This window comes from Zhengella mangrovi, assembly GCF_002727065.1.
Classification (GTDB): domain Bacteria; phylum Pseudomonadota; class Alphaproteobacteria; order Rhizobiales; family Rhizobiaceae; genus Zhengella; species Zhengella mangrovi.
This window is the reverse complement of record NZ_PDVP01000002.1, coordinates 519,877-541,125: the sequence shown is the minus strand read 5'-3', so window position 1 is coordinate 541,125 and position 21,249 is coordinate 519,877. Positions and strand designations below refer to the sequence as shown.

Below are 21,249 nucleotides of genomic sequence, written 5' to 3'. Positions count from 1 at the left end.
CCTGGTTTCCGATCGAAAGACCACGGGCTTGTATCTCTATCTCGACTTTTCCAACCTGATCGCCGGTCTCGCCGTCATCGGCTTTCTGGCCTGGCTCTTGCGCCGCCACCTGAACGCATTGAAGCAGCGCCTGGCCGATCAGGAAGCGCGGCTCGAGACGGCCGAAAACATCCTCTCCGTGGCGAACCTGCGTCTCAAGGCGCTGGAAGGGCAGACCGGGGCAGCGCAAAAGCCACCCGCGGACGGGGCCGCAACCGCTGCGGCCGAGGCAGCGCCATCATCGACCGAAGCGACGGTGACACCGCCGGCCGACAAGGCTTCCGAGGCGTCTCCGCCCTTGCTTGCGCCCGCAGCTGCCAACAGTCCGGATGACACCGTCGCAGCGGATGCCGGAGACCGCCCTGCCGGCCCGGACCTGCCGCCGCCATTGCCTCCCCGGGCGCCGGTCGACGAACCCGTGCCGGCGGCTGCGCGGGCCGGACCGCAAGCCGAACTGCCCGCACGCTCGCTGGAGGAGACCATTGGCAGCCGCTGGGCCATCTGGGTCGGCGGCCTGGCTTTCGCACTCGGCGGCCTGTTCCTGGTGCGCTATTCGATCGAGGCCGGCCTGTTCGGCCCGCGCATCCGCATGGCGGTCGCGGCGCTGGCCGGCCTGCTTGCCATGGCCGGCGGCGAGATCGTGCGCCGCCGCCAGGACCGTCTTGGCCCGGAAGCGGATCGTCTCGCCCAGACCCCCGCCATTCTCACGGCCGCCGGGGTGCTCATCCTTTTCGGCGTCGCCTACGCGGCGCATGCCGTCTACGGCTGGGTTCCGTCATCCGTCGGCTTCGTCACCATGGGGCTTGTCTCGCTGGTCGCCATCGCGCTGGCCATTCCGCATGGCACCGCCCTGGCCGGTCTCGGTCTCGTCGGCTCGTTCGCCACGCCCTTGCTGGTCGTCGCCACCGAGCCGCGTCCCTATCCCCTGTTCGGCTTTTTCGCGGTCGTTCTCGTCGCCGCAGCCGCCCTGTCCCGGTTGAAGGAGGCCGGTTGGGTTCTGGTTCTCGGCCTCGCCGGCACGGCGTTCTGGCTGGTGCTCGATGCCCGGTTTTCCGCTGCCCCGGTCCCATGGGCCAGCCTGATCGCCCTTGCGGCCATGGTGGGCGCCGTGGCCGCCGTCTGGCTCGCCGCCCGGGATGAACCCGAAAGCCTGGCCGTCGCGATTGCCGGCCGCGTCGGCGTCCCGGTCTTCGCCGCCGCGCTGCTCACCCTTCTGGCCGCGCTCTACGCGCTCGGAAGCATGGGCCTCACCGATGCATCCGTGCGCCATGCAGCCGGGATCACGGCCTTGCTGCTGCTTTTCATGGCGCTCTGGCGTCCTGGCGGCATTCATGGCGCGCCGGCCGGCGCCCTGCTGGTTTCGGGCGTCCTGGCAGGCTGGATGCTCGACCAGGTCGATGCCGTCGGTGTCGTGACCAATGCCCTGGGCGAGGGCGGGGACCGGCTGCTGGCAAGCGGGCCCGCACCGGACGAAACGGCTTACCTCGTCTATGCGTTCGCCCTTGCGGTACCCTTCCTTGCCGCGTGCGTGCTGATGGCCTGGCGCCTGGCGCAGGCGCGCATGACCGCCATGCTCTGGGCATTCTCCGGCGTCCTGCCGTCCCTGGTTGCGCTGGTCCTGGCCGTGGCCAGTTACGCGCGCTGGGACGAGGACTACGCCTACGGACCGGCCGCGCTGGCAATCGCGGCGCTCATCGCGGCCGGGGCCTGGGTTGTCTGGGGCCGGGAAGAGGCCGACCGGCCACTCTATTCCGCCTCCGCCGTTCTTTTTGTCGCGGCATCCCTGCCGCTTGGCCTGGCCGTTCATCTGCTCGCCACGGCGGCCTGGACCGGCATCCTTCTCGCCGCGATCGCCCTGGCTCTGGTGCTCGCATCGGCACGCGACGGCCATCCCGTCTTCGGCTGGATCGCGGCGCTCGGCGCCGCCGTGGTGCTGGTCCGGTTCGCCGTCGATCCGACCGTCGCCGACCCGCAGGCGCTTTCCACGACGCCCGTGCTCAACTGGCTGACGCCCGGCTATTTCCTCCCGGCGATCGCCTTCGCCCTGTCCGCCCGCAGCCTCCGGCGCATGGGCGCGACCACGCCCAGGAACCTCATGGAAGCCTTCGCCCTGACCGCCGCCATGGCCGGGGCCGCCATGCTCATCCGCCACGGCATGAACGATGGTGTCGTCACCTTTGGCGGTCCGGTCACGCTTGGCGAGCAGTCGCTCTATACCCTGCTGGCCTTCGGCGCATCCTTCGCCGTCGTGCGGCTGGACGCCAATGCGCCGAGCCCCGTGCTGCGCTATGGCTCCATGCTGCTCGGTGGCGCCGGGGTGGTGCTCGCCGCGCTGCGCCATCTCGTCTGGCTCAACCCGGTCTGGACCGGCGAGACCGTCGGCACCTGGCCGCTGGTGAACCTGCTGATGCCGGCCTACCTGCTGCCGGGCCTCATGGCGGCAATCGTCGCCTGGCAGGCCATCGGCCGCCGCCCGCTGCCCTATGTGCAACTGATCGCCGGCGTGGCCGGCCTGCTTCTGTTCGCCTGGCTCAATCTCGAGATCCGTCATGTCTGGCAAGGCCCGTCCCTTGCATGGGAGAACCCCACGCGGATCGGCGAGCTTTACACCTACCCGGTTGCCTGGCTGCTCCTGTCCCTGGCCTTCGGCCTGGCGCCGCGGGAGGTCAGGCCTTCGCGAGGACTGGAGTGGGCCTCGCTGGCGCTCGGCGCGGCCGCTGCCGCCTTCGCCTTCACGATCAATCTCTTCGTCGCCAATCCCTATTTCGGCAATGACTGGGTCGGCACCTGGCCGCTGGTCAACTGGCTGGCCTATGGCTTCCTGCTGCCCGGCATCCTGGCCGCGTCAGTCGCGCGCCAGTCGGCCGATCGTCGCCCGGCGCCCTTCGTACAGTCCATGGGCGCCATTTCGGCACTTCTCCTCTTCGCCTGGCTCAACCTGGAAATCCGCCATCTCTGGCAGGGGCCTTACCTCGGCGACTGGAAGGCGACCAGCGACGGCGAGACCTACACCTATTCGGCTGCCTGGCTGGTCGTCGGTCTCGGCCTGCTCGTTGCCGGCCTGCGCCTTGACCGCCAGGTGCTGCGCGCGGCCTCCGGCGTCCTGGTGGTGCTGACCGTCCTGAAGGTCTTCCTCTTCGACATGGCCGAACTGGAGGGCGTGCTGCGCGCGGCGTCCTTCATGGGTCTGGGCGCCTCCCTCATCGGCATCGGCCTGTTCTACCAGCGCGTCCTCGGCCGGATGAAGGCCGTCACTCCGCCGGCTGAAGGGCAGGGCGGCTGACGGGCGCCTCGCTGATCGGCCAGTGCACGACGGCGGCGAAAATGCCGAGCGCCACGCCGAGCCACCAGACGATGTCGTAGGAGCCAGTGGCATCGCGCAGGTAGCCGCCGAGCCAGACGCCCAGGAACGAACCGACCTGGTGCGACAGGAACACGATGCCGCCCAGCATGCCGAGGTGCCGGGTGCCGAAGAAAATCGCGACCAGCGCATTGGTGGGCGGCACGGTGGACAGCCACAAGAGCCCCATCAGGATGGCGAAGACGACGACCATCGTCGGGCTGTGCGGCAGGATCAGGAAGGCGGTCACCAGCGCCGAACGCATCAGGTAGAGGCCGGACAGGAAATGCGGCTTGGAGTGCCGCTGCACGATCATGCCCGAGGCCAGCGACCCGACGATGTTGAACAGGCCGATCAGCGCCATGGCGATCACGGCATAGCGGGCCTCGATGCCGATGTCATTGAGATAGGCCGGAAAATGCGCGGTGATGAACGCCACCTGGAAACCGCAGACGAAGAACCCGGCCACCAGCAGCAGGTAGCTCTTGTGAGCGAAGGCTTCCGCCAGCGCTTCGCGCACCGTCTGCTCGGCTTCCGCCTGGCCGATCGGCGATGTCCGCGCATTGCCCGTCAGCGGAATGGCGAGCACCGGCACCACGAGCATCAGCGCACCCATCCAGATCAGCGCGTCAGACCAGCCGAGCGCCTGGATCATGCCCTGTGACAGCGGCGCGAAGACGAACATGCCGGCCGAACCGGCCGCCGTGCCCATGCCGAACACCAGGCTGCGATGCTCCGCCGGCACGTTGCGGGCGAAGGCTGCCAGCACGATGCCGAAGGACCCCGACGCGATGCCGAGGCCGATCAGCACGCCGCCGCTCAGGTGCAGCAGGGCCGGCGTCGTGGCCACCGACATCAGCACCAGCCCGGCGGCATAGATGATCCCGGACAGGGCCAGGACGCGCCAGGTTCCGAACTTGTCGGCAATCGCACCGAACACCGGCGTCCCCAGGCCCCAGAAGATGTTCTGGATCGCCATCGCGAGACCGAAGGTCGTCCGGTCGAAACCGCGATCCTCCAGCATCGGCAGCAGGAAGAACCCCATGGCCGACCGCGGTCCGAAGGTCAGCAGCGCGATCAAGCAGCCGCTGGCCACCAGCACGTAGGGAAAGGAGCGGGTTGCACCTGTCGGCGCGCTGCGAACGGTCATCGGTCATGGTCTCCGGCTTTGAGCGCCGGAGAATTCCCGATGACGTGGGCAAGGTCAATTGAAAAGCTGTCAGTGTTCGGATCAGCGAAATTGATCCGTCGCACTGGGCTTTATTCCGCCGCGGCCGCCTGCGGTTCGGTCTGGTACAGGTGGACATCGCGTTGCGGGAAGGGAATGGAGAGGCCCGCGGCATCGAACCGTTCCTTCGCCTTGCGCGTCATGTCGCGGCTGGTGGTCCACCAGTCGGCGGTCGCGGTCCAGTAGCGGCAGGTCACCTCCACCGCGCTGTCGCCGAGGTTCGACACGTAGATATAGGGTTCGGGATCCTTCAGCACGCGGGTGTCCCCGGCCATCAGGTCGCGATAGATCTCCATCGCCTTGCCGATGTCGTCGTCGTAGGCAATGCCGATCACCAGGTCGTTACGCCGGGTCGGATTGCGTGAGTAATTCTTCACCGCCTGGCTCCAGAGCTCCGAGTTCGGGGCCAGCAGGAACAGCCCGTCCAGCGTCTTGAACTCGGTGGCAAACAGGCCGATTTCCTGCACCGTTCCGCTCGTGCCTCCGGCTTCGATGAACTCGCCCACCTTGAACGGCCGCAGCACCAGAAGCATGATTCCGGCCGCGACGTTCTGCAGCGTTCCCTGCAGGGCCAGGCCGATGGCGAGGCCGGCAGCGCCAAGCGCGGCGATGATCGAGGCGGTCTGCACGCCGAATTGCGAAAGCACGGTCACGAAGACCAGCGCCAGCACGCCGTAGCGCACGATCTTGGACAGGAATTTCCGCAGCGTTTCGTCGAAGCCGTTCCAGGAGCCCAGCCCGCGATAGGACCAGCGTTCCAGCATGCCGGCAATGACGAAACCGATAATGAGGATCAGCACCGCGCCGATCACCGAGAATGCATACTGCACGACCAGGGCGGAAAGACTGGTCATGGCGCCTTGCACGGCTGCCACCGTGCTGTCGGCTGAAAACTGCATGAATCGCTCCTTGTAGATGCCCGAACATAGTAAATCGGTACGATAACGCGCCGCGTGCCGGACAGTTCCGCGGCTGTCACAATTCAGCCGCAATGCAGGCGCTATCGCGTTTTTGCTGCTTGCGCGGATGAAGGCCGCACGCAGGCGTCCGGCCGCAGCATGCCGGTCCAACAGGCCTTGTACCCCCCAAAGCGTTGTACCCCTTGTGGCATCCATGACAACAGCCCTGCGCCGGGCGACCCTCGCCGATATCGACCAGCTGGTCGCGCTCGAGACCCGTGTGTTCGACGCCGATCGCATATCGAGGCGCTCCTTTCGCCAGTTGATCGAGCGCGACACCGCCGAAACCATCGTTGCCGAAACCGGTGGCCGGATTGACGGCTACGCCATGGTCCTGTTCCGCAAGGGAACGGCGGTCGCGCGGCTCTATTCCATCGCCGTGCTGCCGGAGGCGTCCGGCAGGGGGCTGGGCGCCGAACTGCTCCAGGCCGCCGAGGACGCCGCCTACGAACACGGCCGCATGGTACTGCGCCTGGAGGTGCGTGAGGATAACGCCCACGCCATCGGCCTCTACGAGCGCCGCGGCTACCGCCGCATCGGCCGCTACCTGGATTACTACGCCGACCACACCAATGCGCTGCGCTATGAAAAGCTGCTGCGCGGCGCCAGGGCACATCCGACGCCGGTTCCCTACTACGAGCAGACGGCCGATTTCACCTGCGGCCCCTGCTGCCTGATGATGGCCAAGGCGCATTACCACCAGGGCTTTCAGCCCTCGCCGTTGATGGAGATCCGCCTCTGGCGGGAGGCGACGACCGTCTTCATGCTCTCCGGCCCCGGCGGCTGCGAACCCCACGGCATGGCGGTCACCGCGGCGCTGCACGGGCTGGACCCGGCGGTGATCGTGTCGGAGGAGGGACCGCTCTTCCTGCAGTCGGTCCGGTCGGAAGAAAAGCGCCGGGTGATGGATCTCGCCCAGGCCGATTTCCGCCAGCGCGCGGTGGAGTTGGGCATTCCCGTGTCGGTGCGCGCCTTCACGCTGGATGATATTCGCGCCGCGCTGGCGCAGGGAAAGCTCGTCGCCGTGCTCGTGTCCGGCTTCATGATGTTCGGCAAGAAGGTTCCGCACTGGGTGCTGGCCATCGGCGATGACGGCAGCCATATTTTCGTCCACGACCCATGGGTGGAGGACGAGGCCGGCGAAACGGTTGCCGATGCGGCCAACATCCCCATTCCGCACGCCGTCTTCATGGCCATGGCACAATTCGGCCGGCCGCCGCTGCGCGCCGCCATCATACTGGGAGGAAAACGGGCATGACTTGGGTCATCCTGACCGGCAGGTCGAATGACATCGACCAGGCGCAGACGCCACACAAGGTCATCACCATCCGCGACTACCTCACGCACCCGAACCTGTTTCGCGGTCAGCGCCCGAAGGTGATCAACCTGTCGTCGTCCTACGCCTACCAGAGCCGCGGCTACTATGCCTCGCTGCTGGCATCGTCGCGCGGCCACCGGGTCATCCCGTCGGTTGAGACGATGATCGACCTGTCCGAACCCAAGCTCTACGAGAACGCGCTGCCGGATCTCGAGCAGGCGCTGAACGCATCGCGCAAGGCGTTCGAACCGCTCGAGACGACGAAGATCCGGTTTTTCTTCGGCATCGGTCCGGCCAAGGGCTGGGAACGCTTCGGCCGCCTGCTGTTCGACTGGTTCCGCGCACCCTCCCTGGAAGTCGTGGTCGAGCCGGGTGAGTGGATCCGCATCCGGCGCATCGGCTTCTTCCCGGTCTCGCGTCTCGATACCGGGGAAAAGGCGCGCTTCCTCGCCGCTCTGGAGGCCTACACCGCGCGTGAATGGCGCGACCGGAAATCCCGCACGCCGGCGCGCTATTCCTTCGCCACGCTGATCGATCCGAAGGAGGAACTGCCGCCGTCCTCGGTCTCGACCCTGAAGCACTGGGCGCGCATCGCCGCGCGCATGGGCGTCGAAGTGGAGCCGATCACGAAGAAGGATCTCGCCACGCTCGCCAACTACGACGCGCTTTTCATCCGCGAGACCACGTCCATCTCCAACCATACCTACCGGTTCGCCCGCCGCGCCCAGCAGGAGAACATGCCGGTCATCGACGACCCGCTGTCGATGATCCGCTGCACCAACAAGGTCTACCTGCACGAACTGATGGGCGTGAACGGGGTGCCCGTGCCGCCAACGGTCATCATCGCCGGCACCGGCGATCTTGAAACGGCGGCGGCCGAGCTGGAATTCCCGATGGTGCTGAAGATTCCCGACAGCGCCTTCTCGCGTGGCGTCAAGAAGGTGGCCAACAGCGAGGAACTGAAGACGCTGGCGACCAGGTGGCTGGAGGATTCCGACCTCATCATCGCGCAGAAGTATCTGCCGACGGACTTCGACTGGCGGGTCGGGGTCCTGGGTGGCCAGCCGCTGTTCGTCGTCCAGTACCTGATGGCCAAGAAGCACTGGCAGATCGTCAACCACGAGACCGGCGGGCGCCCGCAGGAAGGCGGCTTCCGGTCCTTCTCCCTGGCGGAAGCCCCGCCCGAGGTCATCGACATCGCCGTGCGCGCGGCCCGTTGCATCGGCGACGGCCTCTACGGTGTCGACCTGAAGGAAACGCCCGACGGCGTCGTCGTCATCGAGGTCAACGACAACCCGAACCTGGAACACGGCGTGGAGGATTCGGCGGAAAAGGAATCCGTCTGGATCAAGCTGACGCAGTGGTTCATCGACCGTCTCGAGCGTCAGGGCCGCTGAGGGGTTCAAGCAATTCCAGCGAAAGTGGGCACCGGTTTCGCGTCCGGGATTGCGTCAGGGAGATTCGATTCCAGCGAAAGTGGGCACCGGTTTCGCGTCCGGGATTGCGTCCGGGAGATTCGATTCCAGCGAAAGTGGGCACCGGTTTCGCGTCCGGGATTGCGTCAGGGAGATTCGATTCCAGCGAAAGTGGGCACCGGTTTCGCGTCCGGGATTGCGTCCGGGAGATTCGATTCCAGCGAAAGTGGGCACCGGTTTCGCGTCCGGGATTGCGTCAGGGAGATTCGATTCCAGCGAAAGTGGGCACCGGTTTCGCGTCCGGAATAGCGGCAGGAAAAACAATTCCAGCGAAAGTGGGCACCGGTTTCGCGTCCGGGATTGCGTCAGGGAAATTCGATTCCAGCGAAAGTGGGCAACGGATTGGCAGCCTTCAGTAGCGGAGAACCAGGATAGGGCAATTCCAGCGGGAGTGGACACCCTTTTCGCCTCCGCGAGTTCCGCGAGTACGGAGGGGCAAGACAGGGCGTCGCAGCGGTTCAATGCCTGGCGGACATGATCCGGCGCATCAGCCTTCTGCCAGGGCGTCCATGTCGAGGGGCAGGACGAACGTCTGGCCCTGGTAGGCCATGTCGCCCAGGCCAATGGCCTCGATGGCGGCAGTCATCCGTCCGTTGCGCTGCAGCAGGCGGTCGGCTGTGCGTACGAGCAGGCGGTTCGGCGTCGCCGTGGTCGAGTTCGCGCGGATGTGGCGGGCGATCGCCATCTCGTCGAGGTCCGGGTTCAGCGCGCAGGCGGTGATGAAGGCGCCGGCCGTGGACCGCGAGATCCCGGCAAAGCAGTGGACGACCAGCGGCCGGGAGCGGTCCCACGTGCGCACGAAGGCAAGCAGGTCCTGCACGTGCTGCTCACCGGGCGGCGTCATGCCATCCATCATCATGTCGATGTCATGCATGGCCAGGAAGAGATGGCGCTCCGCCGGCACCGAGTCGGGCCGCGTGACCGGCGTGCCCTCGTTGATCAGCGTGACGATATGGCTGGCATCGTGCTCGGCGACCGTGTCCTGCAGCCGCGCCAGCGACGTGACGACGATATGCGGCATGGCTGTCCTCCCCTGGATGTCACCGTCTCTCGTTGCGCGCTGCCTCGATCGTCTCGAAACGCGCGATGAATTCCCCTTGTACGACATGGGCGGGCTTCGGGTCGAGTTCGAACTGTGCGGCAAAAAATCCGCGCGGCCGCCCGAAATACTTCACCGCTTCCGTCTCGGAAAAGCCCGCAAGTGCCGTCGCCTCGAAATAGGCCGAAACGATATCGGCGCGCTTGATGGCGGCCTTGAGGGCCTTCGGGATATGCGCAGGCAGGCCGAAGCGAAGGTGGATGGCCGCCTGGAGCCGCTCCTCCACCACCTTGTAGCCGCCGCCCATCACCGCCTTGAACGGCGAGATCATGTCGCCGATCACGTATTCCGGTGCGTCGTGCAGGAGGGCGGCCTGCCTCTGGTCCGGAGTGGCGCCCGGTTTCATGGCGGTGAAGATCTCTTCCACGATGAGGGAATGCTGGGCGACCGAAAAGGCGTGGTCGCCGGCCGTCTGGCCGTTCCAGCGCGCCACGCGCGCCAGGCCGTGCGCGATGTCGGCGATTTCCACGTCCATGGGCGACGGGTCGAGCAGGTCCAGCCTGCGCCCCGACAACATGCGCTGCCACGCCCGTGGCGGCGCGTCCGTCCTGTCAGCCATCCGCTTGCGTATCCTCGTTCGTCGCGGGGAAGCGGTAGGCGACATGGGGCGGCAGTGCAAGCGTGAGCATGGCATCGCCAGCCGTGATCGGCGTTCCGGCGTCCATGGCGGCCTTCACCCGGTCGATCCGTGCCATGGCAAGGCCGGAGCTGCCGTCGACCGAACCGAGCGTGCCCACCGGCTTGCCGCCGGCTTCGATCTCCGTGCCGGAAGCGGGCAGGGGGGCGTCGGCGGAAACGACGAGCAGACGCCGCCGTGCCGTGCCGCGATGCTGCATCCGCGACACCACCTCCTGGCCGACGAAGCAGCCCTTGCGGAAGGATACGCCGCCGTTCTGGTCGAAGCCCGCGTCGTGCGGAAAGGCGTCACCCTCGGCGTAGTCGATGCCGGCTTCCGCGACGCCCTCGGCAATCCGCAGCGCCGTCCATGCGCTCAACGGGTCCTGGCCTTCGGGGCCGCCATAGCGCCGCCAGACCGGGATGCCGGGAAACCGGCTGTCGCGCAGGCCGCCTTCGGGAGATGAATCGTCGTCCCAGGAAACCGTCGCAGCGGCCTCGTCCTGCACGGAAATCTCCACCTTGGCCCGCAGCTTGTAGAGCGTCAGGCGCCGGGCGAGATCGCCCGCCGATGCCGCCAGGCAATCGAGCCGGAACCCGCCGGCGCCATCCCGGGAAATCAGGAAATCGAACAGGATCTTTCCCTGGGGGGTCAGCAGTGCGCCGGGCTTGAGCGTGCCGGCATCCAGCGCCGCGAGCTCCGTCGTGACGAGATTGTTCAGGAAGTGCTCCGCTTCCGCCCCGCCAACCGAGACGAGCGAACGATGGGGAAGGGACACGGCGGGCATGGTCAAACTCCGGCAAGGGACGGACGGCAGGGCAATCGGCAGGCGGGGCGGTGCGCTGCCGTGTCACCATGTATGGAACGCCTGCCGGGCCGGCAAGGCCGCGGGCTCAGTCGCCGGCGACGAAGAACGTCCAGCGGCCCTCCGGCGTGATGCCGACCCGGTAGAAGATGTAGGCGCCGAAATTCTGCATGTCCTCGAAGTCGCCGGCCGTGATCAGCTTGAACAGTTCCACCTTCTGCGGCGGCGTCAGCTTGTCCAGCGGCATGGCGTAGAAATAGGGCCAGACATACATTTCCTGCGCCGTGCCGGCATCGCTGCGCACGAACCCGGCCTCGAGCACTTCTTCCAGGATCGCGAGGATTTCCTCGCCCTGTCCGTCGCCCGAAGCCCCGCGCAGGAACTCGATCGGATCGCCGTCGACGCCACCGAACGACAGCGTCGTCATGCCGTCGCCGGTGCCCAGCAGCGGCCGCAGCTTCTCGACGTCGCCGGTCTTGGCCGCCTCGATGATGAGTTCGCGCATCCGCCGGACCGGCTCGGGCAGGGCGCTGACATCGCGCAGGATTTCCGGCAACGGGATGTCGTTGGCCTGTCCGCCGTCCTTGTCGGGCGTGCCTTCGGCAGGCTGTCCGTCCGGTTGCGGCTCGTTGGAAAGCGTCGGCAGTTCGCTGGGCAGCGGAACCGGCTCGATGACCACCGGCGGCGGCACGGCCTGTTCGCTCTTGCCGCTACCCTCCTGGCTCTGCTCTTCCTTCTTGATTTCGCTCAGGCTCCACGCGGGCGTGGCTGCCCATGCCAGAACGGCGGCGGACAGGACGAGTGACAGGAATCGTGCAGGTCTCGATATCGGCAGCATTCACAGGATCTCCCGCTACCGGGGGAGGTAACGATACAAAACCGCTGGCGTCAATGGCGGCTGAGATTGGGATCGAAAGACCCGTTGAGCGCCTGCTCGCGCATCCGCTCCAGCAGGGCGAGGACCGCCTCTTCGCCGGAGTCGCGGTGCAGTTCTTCCAGCGCGATCACGACGGCGGTTTCGGCGATGATCTCCGGCTCGATCCCGGCCAGGAGACCGGCCGCCCATGCCTCGTCATGGCATTCGGTCGCCGAGATACGCTTCTCCTCGAGGATCATGGCATCGATGTCGTTGGCGGAATGCTGCATGGTGGTGTCCCGGAATGAACCTGGCCGTTTAAGCCTCGGTTAACACTTGTAGCAGGGCCGGCCGCCTTGAAAACCCCGTCCGTGGCGAAAAAGTTAACGGCGCGTGAAAAAACAGGGTTTGGAAAAGGTTTATCCGCCGAATCGCACCACGATTTCGCGGCTGAGCGATTCGCCTTCCTTCATGTAGCGGTCGATGGCCTGCATCGAGGCGTCGGTGCAGGTGGTATGGATCGCCGCGTAGCTGCGGTAGCCGCGGTTGAAGGAGGCGATGTAGCGCTTGCGCCGGTCGCCGTCCGGCGTTTCCACCGCCAGGATGTCTTCCATGCGGTTGCGCCAGGCATTGCCCTTCTCGCCGCACAGGTTGCGCAGGTAATGGAGCGATCCCAGCACCTCCGCCAGCCGGATCATCCTGTCGTCATAGGGGGCGGTCTGCGCGCCGGCCGGCTGGGCGGCGGCGAGAAAAAGCAGGACCAGGAGGGCAGGGCGGGCGCGGTTCATGGCCGGTGTCTTGCACCGGTTTCGTGGCGCTTGCAAGGCGCCGTCGTCATGGCTTGCCCGCGATGGCGCGCGCGACCGCCAGCGTCGAATCGGTCACCGGCAGTTCGTCCATGTCCTTGAGCGACAGCCACTCGGCCGTTTCCGCGTCGTCCCCGGCGACAGGCGCGCCGGCGCCATAGGGGCCGGTGTGCACGTGCAGCCGGTAGGTCACGCCCGCGCCTTCGCTGTCCAGGTCGACGATGCTGTGCACGGTGAGCGGTCCGGCGGTCAGCCCGGTCTCTTCCATCAGTTCGCGCCGCGCCGCGGTCTCCAGCGTTTCCCCGTCCTCCACGCGCCCGCCGGGAAAAGCATAGAAGCCCTTGGCTGGCGCCTGTCCGCGCCGCACCAGCAGGAACCGGCCCTCGTGGTAGAGGGCAACGGAGACGGCCAGGCGGATGGGCAGGTCGGTCATGCCTGTCCTTTAGCCCATGCCGGCCGGGATCGCCACCGCCGCTTGACCCATTGCCCGGCCTGACGCAGGGTCGGTCCATGTGTGGACGATTTGCATTGACGGCCTCGCCGGACGAGGTGGAAGCGGTCTTCGGCCTGGCAGGGCTCGAGGCGTTCCCGCCGCGCTACAACATCGCGCCGACCCAGCCGCTGCTCATCGTCACAGCCGGGCCGGTGCCCGAACCCGGCTCCAACCAGCCGGACCGCGTCGCCATGCTGGCGCGGTGGGGCTTCACCCCGTCCTGGGTGAAGGACCCGCGCGATTTCCCGCTGCTCATCAACGCCCGCTCCGAGACGGCCGCGGAGAAGAATTCCTTCCGCACCGCCATGCGCCACCGCCGCATGCTGGTCCCGGCTTCCGGCTTCTACGAGTGGAAGCGCGACGGCAAGGCCAGGGCCCAGCCTTACTGGGTACGCCCGAAAGGCGGCGGCATCGTCGGTTTCGCCGGCCTCTGGGAAACCTGGGAAGGACAGGAGGGCTCGGCCGTCGATACCGCCTGCATCCTGACCACGCGTGCCAATGCCGCGATCGCGCCGATTCACGACCGGATGCCCGTGGTTATCCGGCCGGAGGATTTTTCCCGCTGGCTCGACTGCCGCAGGCAGGAACCGCGCGACGTCGCCGATCTGTTGCAGCCGGCCGGGCCGGATTTCTTCGAGGCCATCCCCGTCTCCACGAAGGTCAACAAGGTGGCCAACAGCGGACCCGACGTGCAGGAGCCCGTTGACGTGGCGCCCGAACCGGCCGAAAAGCCCGCCGAAGCCGCGAAGCCGGAAAAGAAGGACGGCGGCCAGATGTCCCTGTTCTGACCACCGGAAGCCTTGTCCTTGCCAGTCCTGTTTTCTGCTGCCCTGTCGGGCTTCCTGCTTGCTGCTTCGCTCATCATCGCCATCGGTGCACAGAATGCGTTCATTCTACGCCAGGGCCTGTTGCGTGAGCATGTCTTTTTGCTCTGCCTGCTTTGTTCCATGATCGACGCGCTTCTGATCACCGCCGGCGTTGCGGGGCTGGGCACGTTGATCGCCGGCGCCCCGGCGCTGATCTGGTGGGTCACGCTCGGTGGCGCGGTCTTCCTCTCGGCCTACGCGCTGATCGCCTTTGGCCGCGCGTTTCACCCCGGCGCCCTGCGTGCGGCCCGGGAGTCCGGCGGCAGCCTGAAGCAGGCCGTGCTGACCTGCCTTGCGCTCACGCTCCTCAATCCGCACGTCTACCTCGACACGGTCGTGCTGCTCGGCGCGCTCTCGGCGCGTTATCACGGCACCGCGCGGCTGGCCTACGGGCTGGGCGCGGCCGCCGCGTCCTTCGCCTGGTTCTTCGCCGTCGGCTATGGCGCCAGGCTGCTGCAGCCGGTCTTCGCCCGCCCGTCCGCCTGGCGGGTGCTGGACGTGCTGATCGGTGGCGTCATGGCCATGCTCGCCTTCAATCTCTGCCTCAGGCTCTGACGATAGGCCTACGGGCAGTCGCTGTCGCGAACGAAGCGGGCCTTGACCCAACCGCTCGTCACCCGGTCGCCATCGTAATGGGTGACCGGGCACCAGCGGCTGCCCCAGGGGCGCGACAGCGGGACACAGGTGTCGTCCAGGTGGATGATGCCGTGGGCGCCCGGGCGGAGGCGATCGACGATGCGCGACGAGGCCGACGGCCGCGAGCGCATGTTGAGCGTATCCCAGGAGGCGACATTGACCACGTAGAGGCATCCCGGCCCCGACGTCGCATGGGCGGTCAAGGGCAGGGAAGACAGGGCAAGGGCAAGCAGCAAGCGCTTCATCAGGCACCTCCGATCACGTCGCCCCGCCCGGAAAGGTACCACATGCGGGACGCGGAACAAGCCGGATGGCCCGCCAGGACGTCCCTGCCGGCCTGTCGCGGCCGCTCAGAAGGAGGACTTGCGCGTCCTCGTGCCGGAAATGCGGCCGGCGTAGAGCAGGGCGGCACAGACCGCCCCGGAACCGACCTTGCCATAGCGCGCCGAGAGGCCGGAATCGCCCCAGCGGGCTTTCGAGGCCGGTGCCTTCTTCGCGGTCTTGCGGGTTCTCGTGTGTTTCATGGCGTCACCTTTTTTCGCCTTTCACGATGACCAGTCTATGAACCGGAATGAAACAGCCCGTTAACGGGACGGTTAAGCGAAATTAACGCTTGTCCTGGCCGGCGGGCTTGGACGGGGCGGCCTGGAGCGCGGCGCGAATGGCGGCCGGGCCGATGGCGCCGTAGAAGGCGGTCAGCTGGTCGGCGGGTCGCGGTCGCGGCGCGGGTTCGGTGCTGGTCATGACGTGTCTCCTGCGATGTCATTGGCGATAGCTTCGAACATCTGGTCTTCGATCTGGGCAAATCGGCGGCAAAAGGGCGGCGTTTCGGGGGAGTTTCCGCGCCCGCGTTGCCGCAGGTCTTGCGCTGTTGCCGAAAGGCCACGAGGCCGTCCATTTTCCCGCTTGACCCGGATGGCCGCCTTGGCGATAACCCTCGGCCATGAAAACGGATCTGCGCGCGCGCGCCACTTGCATTTGCGGGATCATTATCAGCTAGCACTGCGCTGGCCGGCCGTTTTCGTCCTCACGACACCCCCTTGAGACAAACGCCCCGGCCATCAGGCGGGACGGCGCATGGCCGTCCGCGAACGGGGAACAGGATCATGGCGGACACCGGCTTTCGCGGCCTTCGCATCACCAACACGCTGACGCGCCTCAAGGAGGACTTCGTCCCGGCCGACCCGGCGAACGTGCGCATGTATGTCTGCGGCCCCACCGTCTACGACTACGCCCACATCGGCAACGCGCGTCCGGCCATCGTCTTCGACGTGCTGTTCCGCCTGCTGCGCCACCTCTATGGTAGCGAACACGTCACCTACGTGCGCAACATCACCGACGTGGACGACAAGATCAACGCCCGCGCCCTGCGCGATTTCGGAACGGAGATCGAGGCGGGCCGGATGACGCTGAACGAGGCGATCCGCCAGGTCACCGAGCGCACCTACCAGCAGTACCACAAGGACGTCGCCGCGCTCGGCTGCCTGCCGCCCACCCGGGAGCCGCGCGCCACCGAGCACATCGCCGGCATGGTCGCCATGATCCAGGACCTGATCGACCGCGGCCACGCCTATGTCGCGGCAGGCCCGGAGGGCCGGGAGGTGCTGTTCGAGACCGGCTCCATGGCCGAATACGGGGAATTGTCGAAGCGCCGGCTGGAAGACCAGCAGGCCGGTGCGCGCATCGACGTGAAGGACCACAAGCGCGCCCCGTCCGATTTCGTGCTGTGGAAGGAATCCTCTGCCACCGAGCCCGGCTGGGAGGGCGCCTTCACCTTCGAGGGCAAGCCGGTTGCCATCCATGGACGCCCGGGCTGGCACATCGAGTGCTCCGTCATGTCGAAGGCCTTCCTCGGCGAAACTTTCGACATCCACGGCGGCGGGCTGGATCTCATCTTCCCGCATCATGAAAACGAGATCGCCCAGTCGCGCTGCGCCCACGGCACGGCCACGATGGCGAAATACTGGATGCACAATGGCTTCCTCCAGGTCGAGGGCCGCAAGATGTCCAAGTCGGAGGGCAATTTCGTCACCATCCACGACCTGCTGGAAACGGAGACCTTCGGCGGCCGCGCGTGGCCGGGCGAAGTGCTGCGCCTTGCCATGCTCATGACCCATTACCGCGAGCCGATCGACTTTTCCGTCCGCCGGCTGGAGGAAGCGGGCAACGTGCTGGCCAAGCTCCAGCGGCGCGTTGGCGAGGCGGACGCCGGCGCCGTGGACGACGTGCTCGACGCCTTGCAGGACGATCTCAACGTGACCGCTGCCCTTGCTGCCATGAATGCCATGGGCGGCAAGCCGCTGGCCGATTCACTGGCCCTTCTCGGCCTGCCCGCCGCGGCGCAGGCCGGCGTCGACGAGGCGGACATCGCCGCCGCTGTGGAAAAGCGCCTCGCCTTCATCCGCGAGAAAAACTGGGCCGAGGCCGACCGCATCCGCGACGACCTGCTGGGGCAGGGCATCCAGCTGAAGGACGGCAAGGACCCGGCCACCGGCGACCGGATCACCACCTGGGAAGTGAAGCGGTGATGGCCGCGCGCCCGAAGTCCCTCTCCGGCGGCTGCCAGTGCGGCGCGGTGCGCTTTCGCGTCACCGGCGATCCCGGCACCGCGTCGGTCTGCCATTGCCGCATGTGCCAGAAGGCCTCCGCCGCGCCCTTCCTCGCGCTGGTCGGCCCCGGCGAGAACCCGGTCGAGTGGACCCGCGGCGCGCCGGCCTGGTTCCGGTCCTCCAGCGCGGCCCGGCGCGGCTTCTGCGCCGCCTGCGGCACTCCGCTCGCCTATGACGCGCCCGACGGGCTGGCCCTGGCCGTGGTCGCCTTCGACGATCCGGACGCCGTGGCGCCGGTCATCGCCTATGGCATCGAGGGCAAGCGGCCTTGGTGTGACGGCGTGCCGGCCCTGCCGCAACGCGACACCATGGACGACATCGGCGCCGCTCCCTTCCTGGAAACGCTTGTCAGCTACCAGCACCCCGATCATGACACGGCTCGCTGGCCCGTGGAGAACGACTGATGGTGACGGAACAACAGAAACAGGCATCGCAGATGCCGAAATGGCTTTTCTACGGACTCATCGCCAAAGGCGTCCTGGTAGTGGTGATCACCGCCGCCGTTCTGTGGTATGCGGGCGTGTTCGGATAAGGGGGCAGGGCACATGACCAGGGAACGCATCCATCTCTTCGACACCACGCTGAGGGACGGCCAGCAGACGCCGGGCGTGGATTTCTCGGTGGAGGACAAGATCGCCATCGCGAAGCTGCTCGACGAGTTCGGCATCGACTACGTGGAAGGCGGCTATCCGGGCGCCAACCCCACCGACACCGCCTTTTTCTCCAGGAAGCGCACCGCCCGTGCGGCGTTCGTCGCCTTCGGCATGACCAAGCGCGCCGGCGTCTCCGCGTCCAACGATCCCGGCCTGACGGCGCTCGTGCAGGCGCAGTCCGATGCCGTCTGCTTCGTGGCCAAGAGCTGGGACTATCACGTGCGCGTGGCGCTGGGCTGCACCAACGAGGAAAACCTCGAGTGCATCGCCGCCTCCGTGGAAGCGACCATTGCCGCCGGCAAGGAGGCCATGGTCGATTGCGAGCACTTCTTCGACGGCTACAAGGCCAACCCCGACTACGCGCTGGCCTGCGCGAAGACCGCCTTCGAGGCCGGCGCACGCTGGATCGTGCTGTGCGACACCAATGGCGGCACCATGCCCGGCGAGGTGCGGTCGATCGTGGAAACGGTGATCGCCGCCGGCGTGCCGGGCGCCCGCCTCGGCATCCATGCCCATGACGACACCGGCCAGGCGGTGGCCAATTCGCTGGCGGCCATCGAGGCCGGCTGCCGCCAGGTGCAGGGCACGCTGAACGGCATCGGCGAGCGCTGCGGCAATGCCAACCTGGTCGCGATCATCCCCACGCTGATGCTGAAGCCCGCCTACGCGGACCGCTTCGAGACCGGCGTCACCGAAGAGGCCCTGACCGGCATCACCCGCCTGTCGCGCAGCTTCGACGAGTTGCTGAACCGCGCGCCGGACCCGCAGCTTCCCTATGTCGGCGCTTCAGCGTTCGCCACCAAGGCGGGCATCCACGCCTCCGCGCTGCTCAAGGAGCCGGAGACCTACGAGCATGTGCCGCCGGACAGCGTCGGCAACACGCGCCGTGTCATGGTGTCCGACCAGGGCGGAAAGTCCAACTTCATCAACGAGTTGAAGCGCCGCGGCATTGCCGTCGCCAAGGACGATCCGCGCCTCGACACGCTGATTTCCATCGTCAAGGAGCGCGAGGCCCAGGGCTATTCCTACGAGGGCGCCGATGCCTCGTTCGAAATGCTGGCGCGGCGCACGCTGGGCGAGGTGCCGCATTTCTTCAAGGTCGACAGCTTCCGCTGCATGGTGGAGCGCCGCTTCGACGCCAACGGCCAGCTCAAGACGGTGTCGGAGGCCATCGTCCGAGTCGAGGTCGATGGCGAGGAAAAGATGTCGGTGGCCGAAGGCCATGGCCCCGTCAACGCGCTGGACATCGCGCTGCGCAAGGATCTCGGCCGCTTCCAGGACGAGATCGGCGATCTCGAACTGGCCGACTACAAGGTGCGCATCCTCAACGGCGGCACCGAGGCGATCACCCGCGTGCTGATCGAATCGACCGATTCGACCGATGCGCGCTGGTGGACGGTCGGCGTCTCGGACAACATCATCGATGCCTCGTTCCAGGCGCTGATGGATTCCATCGTCTACAAGCTGATGAAGAACCGCGAACTTGCCGGCCTGATGGCGGCGGAATAGGCGCGCTCCATCGCCGCCCGGCCCGGAAAAGCCGGCGTGACAGGATGCCAGACATGGGTCGGCAGGCCGCTCAGGGCGGCGCATGCGCCACCGCCAGCGCCAGCCCGTGGCATTCGGCGAGGATGTGATCGACCGGGTGCGCGGCCCGGCCGCGATGGCCCGGAGGACGTCCGGGCCGTAGCGGGCCAGGCGGCAGCGGTCTGACGGTCTTGCCCGGCGCATGTGCCGCCGCGGCCTTCTCCCGCAGTGTCATCGCCCGTTTGAGCCGCCGCGCCTGCGCCGGAAGCGTGTTGAGCGCATGGTGAAGGGCGGCGAGCCGACGCAGAAGCGAACGTCCGTCGGGTTCGTCACCGGCCTGCGCGCCGGCAGCGGCTGCGGGCAGACCCAACACCCCGTTCCAGTCCATGAACAGCACGCGCGGGATGCCGCCCGCCCGCCGTCCTGCGGGGCGTGGCACGAGCTGCCATGGCGGGTCGAACAGGGCAAAGGCCGGGGGCCGGTCGCCGGACCGTGCAGCGAACCGGGAAAAATCCGGCGTCGGCCGCTGCGCTTTTGCTTTCGGTCGCGCCCTCATCCGGGCCGCGACGATGACGATCAGCCGCCGGACGGCGGATTCGGCCGGGCGAAGGATGCGGCGAAAGGCCAGCATGACGGCGCGGCTGGGGAAGGCCGCACCCTCTCCCTTGCGAAGGCCTGTCATGGCCCGCGCGGCGGCGGCGCCGGTCATCGCCCACAGGGCGGCGACGATGGCCAGCAGGGCCGTTCGATTGCGTCGTGTTGCCAATGTCCAGTCCATCCGCCTTCCCGCGAAAGCCATCCGGCATGCTAGGGCAGGGGGATAAGGGCGTGGACAAATGGCGGTCCGGGCGGCACGGGGGTCCGCATCAAGGTCCCTCATGCCAGCCATCAGCTTTTCTCGCTGGTGGCACGGCGCCGGCTGTGCCATGGAGCGGGACGGAGGGCTGAACCATGGCCGAGAATTCAGCGCCGCAGGCGCCGGCGGAAAACCGCGACACGCTGGAAGGCTTCCTGTTCGCGCTGGCCGCCTACCTCATGTGGGGCTTTCTGCCGCTCTACATGAAGGCGCTGGCCCACGTGCCCGCCGCCGAGGTCGTCGCCCATCGTGCGCTCTGGTCGGTGCCGGTCGCCGGCGTGGTCCTGGTGGCGCTGCGGCGCACGGCCGACCTGAAGGCGGCGCTGAAATCCTGGGCCATGATCCGCATGGCCATGCTCACCGCCGGGCTGATCTCCATCAACTGGGGTGTCTATGTCTGGGCCGTGGGCAACGGTCGGACGGTCGAAACGGCGCTCGGCTACTATATCAACCCGCTGTTTTCCGTTCTGCTGGCCGCCACCCTGCTCAAGGAAAGGCTGAGCCGCGCCCAGTGGGTCGCCATCGCCTTTGCCGTCACGGCCGTCGCCATCCTGACCATCGAGAGCGGCGGTCTGCCCTGGGTATCGCTGGCGCTTTGCGTGTCCTGGGGCTTCTACGCGTTTTTCCGCAAGACGCTGCCCATCGGACCCAACCAGGGCTTTCTGCTGGAAGTGCTGATCCTGTCGCCCTTTGCGCTGGCCTATGTCGTCTGGCTGTCGCTGACCGGGGAAAGCCATTTTGGCGGCGACTGGCATGACATGGCGCTGCTGGCCGGCGCCGGCCTCGTCACCGCCGTGCCGCTGATCTCCTATGCCAACGGCGCCAAGCGCCTGCGCCTGTCGACCATCGGCATCATGCAATACATCGCGCCGTCGATGATCTTCATCATCGCGGTCTTCTATTTCCGCGAGCCGTTCGACATGACCCGCCTCGTCGCCTTCGGCTTCATCTGGGCCGCGCTGGTGATCTACAGCTGGTCCATGGCGTCGGATGCGCGCCGCGCGCGCGCGCGCCTGCCGAACGTGGAGCCGGGCCAGAAAACCTGAGCAGAAGCGGGCTTTGCCCGCC

23 protein-coding genes are annotated in these 21,249 nt (G+C 67.1%); 10 read left to right on the top strand and 13 right to left on the bottom strand.

Going from position 1 to position 21,249, the window contains the following annotated elements; translation table 11 throughout:
• Nucleotides 1-28 precede the first annotated feature (28 nt).
• Nucleotides 29-3,322 carry a DUF2339 domain-containing protein gene (locus tag CSC94_RS06470; RefSeq protein ID WP_165784345.1) on the top strand — a complete coding sequence of 1,098 codons (3,294 nt, stop codon included), beginning with the start codon at nucleotides 29-31 and terminating at the stop codon, nucleotides 3,320-3,322.
• Here the strand turns inward: CSC94_RS06470 and CSC94_RS06465 are convergent.
• Both CSC94_RS06465 and CSC94_RS06460 read right to left on the bottom strand, forming a co-directional pair.
• Nucleotides 3,291-4,529, bottom strand: a complete 1,239-nt coding sequence (locus CSC94_RS06465; protein WP_099305001.1) for an MFS transporter — start codon at nucleotides 4,527-4,529, stop codon at nucleotides 3,291-3,293. The two genes, CSC94_RS06470 and CSC94_RS06465, sit on opposite strands and share 32 nt — an antisense overlap.
• Before the next feature lie 110 nt (nucleotides 4,530-4,639).
• Nucleotides 4,640-5,506: a mechanosensitive ion channel family protein gene (locus tag CSC94_RS06460; RefSeq protein WP_099304999.1), complete on the bottom strand. Its 867-nt coding sequence runs from the start codon at nucleotides 5,504-5,506 to the stop codon at nucleotides 4,640-4,642.
• 214 nt (nucleotides 5,507-5,720) lie between these two features.
• Here CSC94_RS06460 and CSC94_RS06455 point away from each other — a divergent pair, with 214 nt between their 5' ends.
• Nucleotides 5,721-6,824 (top strand): GNAT family N-acetyltransferase/peptidase C39 family protein, encoded by a 1,104-nt coding sequence (locus CSC94_RS06455; RefSeq protein ID WP_099304997.1) that lies wholly within the window; start codon nucleotides 5,721-5,723, stop codon nucleotides 6,822-6,824.
• On the top strand, nucleotides 6,821-8,281 hold the full coding sequence (locus CSC94_RS06450) for a RimK family protein (RefSeq protein WP_099304995.1): 1,461 nt from the start codon (nucleotides 6,821-6,823) through the stop codon (nucleotides 8,279-8,281). Before CSC94_RS06455 ends, CSC94_RS06450 begins: the two co-directional genes overlap by 4 nt.
• A 565-nt stretch (nucleotides 8,282-8,846) precedes the next feature.
• On the opposite strand, the gene CSC94_RS06445 is transcribed toward CSC94_RS06450, so the two are convergent.
• From CSC94_RS06445 to CSC94_RS06415, 7 genes are all read right to left on the bottom strand, one after another.
• Nucleotides 8,847-9,380 carry a tyrosine phosphatase family protein gene (locus tag CSC94_RS06445; protein WP_099304993.1) on the bottom strand — a complete coding sequence of 178 codons (534 nt, stop codon included), beginning with the start codon at nucleotides 9,378-9,380 and terminating at the stop codon, nucleotides 8,847-8,849.
• 19 nt (nucleotides 9,381-9,399) lie between these two features.
• A complete protein-coding gene (locus tag CSC94_RS06440; RefSeq protein WP_099304991.1) occupies nucleotides 9,400-10,017 on the bottom strand; it encodes an HD domain-containing protein in 618 nt (205 codons plus the stop codon).
• Nucleotides 10,010-10,861, bottom strand: a complete 852-nt coding sequence (gene ygfZ / locus CSC94_RS06435) for a CAF17-like 4Fe-4S cluster assembly/insertion protein YgfZ (RefSeq protein ID WP_099304989.1) — start codon at nucleotides 10,859-10,861, stop codon at nucleotides 10,010-10,012. The genes CSC94_RS06440 and ygfZ overlap by 8 nt, the downstream gene beginning before the upstream one ends.
• 106 nt (nucleotides 10,862-10,967) lie before the next feature.
• Nucleotides 10,968-11,717, bottom strand: a complete 750-nt coding sequence (locus CSC94_RS06430; protein ID WP_099304987.1) for a hypothetical protein — start codon at nucleotides 11,715-11,717, stop codon at nucleotides 10,968-10,970.
• A 50-nt stretch (nucleotides 11,718-11,767) separates the two neighbouring features.
• Nucleotides 11,768-12,025 carry a hypothetical protein gene (locus CSC94_RS06425; RefSeq protein WP_099304985.1) on the bottom strand — a complete coding sequence of 86 codons (258 nt, stop codon included), beginning with the start codon at nucleotides 12,023-12,025 and terminating at the stop codon, nucleotides 11,768-11,770.
• A 129-nt stretch (nucleotides 12,026-12,154) separates the two neighbouring features.
• Complete coding sequence (locus tag CSC94_RS06420; protein WP_099304983.1) at nucleotides 12,155-12,523, bottom strand: TIGR02301 family protein; 369 nt, start codon at nucleotides 12,521-12,523, stop codon at nucleotides 12,155-12,157.
• Between the two features lie 46 nt (nucleotides 12,524-12,569).
• On the bottom strand, nucleotides 12,570-12,974 hold the full coding sequence (locus tag CSC94_RS06415; protein WP_099304981.1) for an NUDIX hydrolase: 405 nt from the start codon (nucleotides 12,972-12,974) through the stop codon (nucleotides 12,570-12,572).
• A gap of 77 nt (nucleotides 12,975-13,051) precedes the next feature.
• On the opposite strand from CSC94_RS06415, the gene CSC94_RS06410 reads away from it, so the two are divergent.
• Together CSC94_RS06410 and CSC94_RS06405 are read left to right on the top strand one after the other, a co-directional pair.
• Nucleotides 13,052-13,822 carry an SOS response-associated peptidase gene (locus tag CSC94_RS06410; RefSeq protein ID WP_099304979.1) on the top strand — a complete coding sequence of 257 codons (771 nt, stop codon included), beginning with the start codon at nucleotides 13,052-13,054 and terminating at the stop codon, nucleotides 13,820-13,822.
• 27 nt (nucleotides 13,823-13,849) lie between these two features.
• Entirely contained in the window at nucleotides 13,850-14,455 is a 606-nt protein-coding gene (locus CSC94_RS06405; RefSeq protein WP_099305284.1) for a LysE/ArgO family amino acid transporter, read from the top strand.
• 8 nt (nucleotides 14,456-14,463) lie between these two features.
• Here CSC94_RS06405 and CSC94_RS06400 read toward each other — a convergent pair whose 3' ends face one another.
• The 3 genes from CSC94_RS06400 to CSC94_RS24555 all read right to left on the bottom strand — a co-directional run bounded on the left by CSC94_RS06400 (nucleotide 14,464) and on the right by CSC94_RS24555 (nucleotide 15,280).
• Nucleotides 14,464-14,781 (bottom strand): SH3 domain-containing protein, encoded by a 318-nt coding sequence (locus tag CSC94_RS06400; RefSeq protein ID WP_099304977.1) that lies wholly within the window; start codon nucleotides 14,779-14,781, stop codon nucleotides 14,464-14,466.
• A 105-nt stretch (nucleotides 14,782-14,886) separates the two neighbouring features.
• Nucleotides 14,887-15,060 carry a hypothetical protein gene (locus CSC94_RS24560; protein WP_165784344.1) on the bottom strand — a complete coding sequence of 58 codons (174 nt, stop codon included), beginning with the start codon at nucleotides 15,058-15,060 and terminating at the stop codon, nucleotides 14,887-14,889.
• 82 nt (nucleotides 15,061-15,142) lie between these two features.
• On the bottom strand, nucleotides 15,143-15,280 hold the full coding sequence (locus CSC94_RS24555) for a hypothetical protein (protein WP_165784343.1): 138 nt from the start codon (nucleotides 15,278-15,280) through the stop codon (nucleotides 15,143-15,145).
• A gap of 362 nt (nucleotides 15,281-15,642) precedes the next feature.
• Here CSC94_RS24555 and cysS point away from each other — a divergent pair, with 362 nt between their 5' ends.
• Genes cysS through cimA form a run of 4 tightly spaced genes read left to right on the top strand, consistent with a single transcriptional unit; the run spans nucleotide 15,643 to nucleotide 19,307 of the window.
• Nucleotides 15,643-17,064: a cysteine--tRNA ligase gene (gene cysS / locus CSC94_RS06395; RefSeq protein ID WP_099304975.1), complete on the top strand. Its 1,422-nt coding sequence runs from the start codon at nucleotides 15,643-15,645 to the stop codon at nucleotides 17,062-17,064.
• The gene (locus CSC94_RS06390) at nucleotides 17,064-17,549 is read left to right on the top strand and encodes a GFA family protein (RefSeq protein ID WP_099304973.1); all 486 of its coding nucleotides are present in this window, start codon (nucleotides 17,064-17,066) and stop codon (nucleotides 17,547-17,549) included. Before cysS ends, CSC94_RS06390 begins: the two co-directional genes overlap by 1 nt.
• Nucleotides 17,549-17,677, top strand: coding sequence for a hypothetical protein (locus CSC94_RS25145; protein WP_280949977.1), 129 nt, complete (start codon nucleotides 17,549-17,551; stop codon nucleotides 17,675-17,677). Before CSC94_RS06390 ends, CSC94_RS25145 begins: the two co-directional genes overlap by 1 nt.
• A gap of 13 nt (nucleotides 17,678-17,690) precedes the next feature.
• Nucleotides 17,691-19,307, top strand: coding sequence for a citramalate synthase (gene cimA, locus CSC94_RS06385; protein ID WP_099304971.1), 1,617 nt, complete (start codon nucleotides 17,691-17,693; stop codon nucleotides 19,305-19,307).
• A 70-nt stretch (nucleotides 19,308-19,377) separates the two neighbouring features.
• Here the strand turns inward: cimA and CSC94_RS06380 are convergent, their stop codons facing one another.
• Nucleotides 19,378-20,103, bottom strand: a complete 726-nt coding sequence (locus tag CSC94_RS06380) for a hypothetical protein (protein WP_099304969.1) — start codon at nucleotides 20,101-20,103, stop codon at nucleotides 19,378-19,380.
• Between the two features lie 173 nt (nucleotides 20,104-20,276).
• Here CSC94_RS06380 and rarD point away from each other — a divergent pair, with 173 nt between their 5' ends.
• Nucleotides 20,277-21,227 carry an EamA family transporter RarD gene (gene rarD / locus CSC94_RS06375; RefSeq protein ID WP_099304967.1) on the top strand — a complete coding sequence of 317 codons (951 nt, stop codon included), beginning with the start codon at nucleotides 20,277-20,279 and terminating at the stop codon, nucleotides 21,225-21,227.
• Nucleotides 21,228-21,249 lie beyond the last annotated feature (22 nt).

Bases quoted from the DNA above. Each gene is read 5' to 3' on its own strand.
- rarD (WP_099304967.1), top strand. From the start codon at position 20,277: ATGGCCGAGAATTCAGCGCCGCAGGCGCCGGCGGAAAACCGCGACACG.
- cysS (WP_099304975.1), top strand. From the start codon at position 15,643: ATGGCGGACACCGGCTTTCGCGGCCTTCGCATCACCAACACGCTGACG.
- CSC94_RS06430 (WP_099304987.1), bottom strand. From the start codon at position 11,717: ATGCTGCCGATATCGAGACCTGCACGATTCCTGTCACTCGTCCTGTCC.
- CSC94_RS06410 (WP_099304979.1), top strand. From the start codon at position 13,052: ATGTGTGGACGATTTGCATTGACGGCCTCGCCGGACGAGGTGGAAGCG.
- CSC94_RS06445 (WP_099304993.1), bottom strand. From the start codon at position 9,380: ATGCCGCATATCGTCGTCACGTCGCTGGCGCGGCTGCAGGACACGGTC.
- CSC94_RS06415 (WP_099304981.1), bottom strand. From the start codon at position 12,974: ATGACCGACCTGCCCATCCGCCTGGCCGTCTCCGTTGCCCTCTACCAC.
- CSC94_RS06465 (WP_099305001.1), bottom strand. From the start codon at position 4,529: ATGACCGTTCGCAGCGCGCCGACAGGTGCAACCCGCTCCTTTCCCTAC.
- CSC94_RS06420 (WP_099304983.1), bottom strand. From the start codon at position 12,523: ATGAACCGCGCCCGCCCTGCCCTCCTGGTCCTGCTTTTTCTCGCCGCC.
- CSC94_RS06455 (WP_099304997.1), top strand. From the start codon at position 5,721: ATGACAACAGCCCTGCGCCGGGCGACCCTCGCCGATATCGACCAGCTG.
- CSC94_RS06425 (WP_099304985.1), bottom strand. From the start codon at position 12,025: ATGCAGCATTCCGCCAACGACATCGATGCCATGATCCTCGAGGAGAAG.
- cimA (WP_099304971.1), top strand. From the start codon at position 17,691: ATGACCAGGGAACGCATCCATCTCTTCGACACCACGCTGAGGGACGGC.
- CSC94_RS24560 (WP_165784344.1), bottom strand. From the start codon at position 15,060: ATGAAACACACGAGAACCCGCAAGACCGCGAAGAAGGCACCGGCCTCG.
- CSC94_RS06460 (WP_099304999.1), bottom strand. From the start codon at position 5,506: ATGCAGTTTTCAGCCGACAGCACGGTGGCAGCCGTGCAAGGCGCCATG.
- CSC94_RS06440 (WP_099304991.1), bottom strand. From the start codon at position 10,017: ATGGCTGACAGGACGGACGCGCCGCCACGGGCGTGGCAGCGCATGTTG.
- CSC94_RS25145 (WP_280949977.1), top strand. From the start codon at position 17,549: ATGGTGACGGAACAACAGAAACAGGCATCGCAGATGCCGAAATGGCTT.
- CSC94_RS06400 (WP_099304977.1), bottom strand. From the start codon at position 14,781: ATGAAGCGCTTGCTGCTTGCCCTTGCCCTGTCTTCCCTGCCCTTGACC.
- CSC94_RS06450 (WP_099304995.1), top strand. From the start codon at position 6,821: ATGACTTGGGTCATCCTGACCGGCAGGTCGAATGACATCGACCAGGCG.
- ygfZ (WP_099304989.1), bottom strand. From the start codon at position 10,861: ATGCCCGCCGTGTCCCTTCCCCATCGTTCGCTCGTCTCGGTTGGCGGG.
- CSC94_RS24555 (WP_165784343.1), bottom strand. From the start codon at position 15,280: ATGACCAGCACCGAACCCGCGCCGCGACCGCGACCCGCCGACCAGCTG.
- CSC94_RS06390 (WP_099304973.1), top strand. From the start codon at position 17,064: ATGGCCGCGCGCCCGAAGTCCCTCTCCGGCGGCTGCCAGTGCGGCGCG.
- CSC94_RS06380 (WP_099304969.1), bottom strand. From the start codon at position 20,103: ATGGACTGGACATTGGCAACACGACGCAATCGAACGGCCCTGCTGGCC.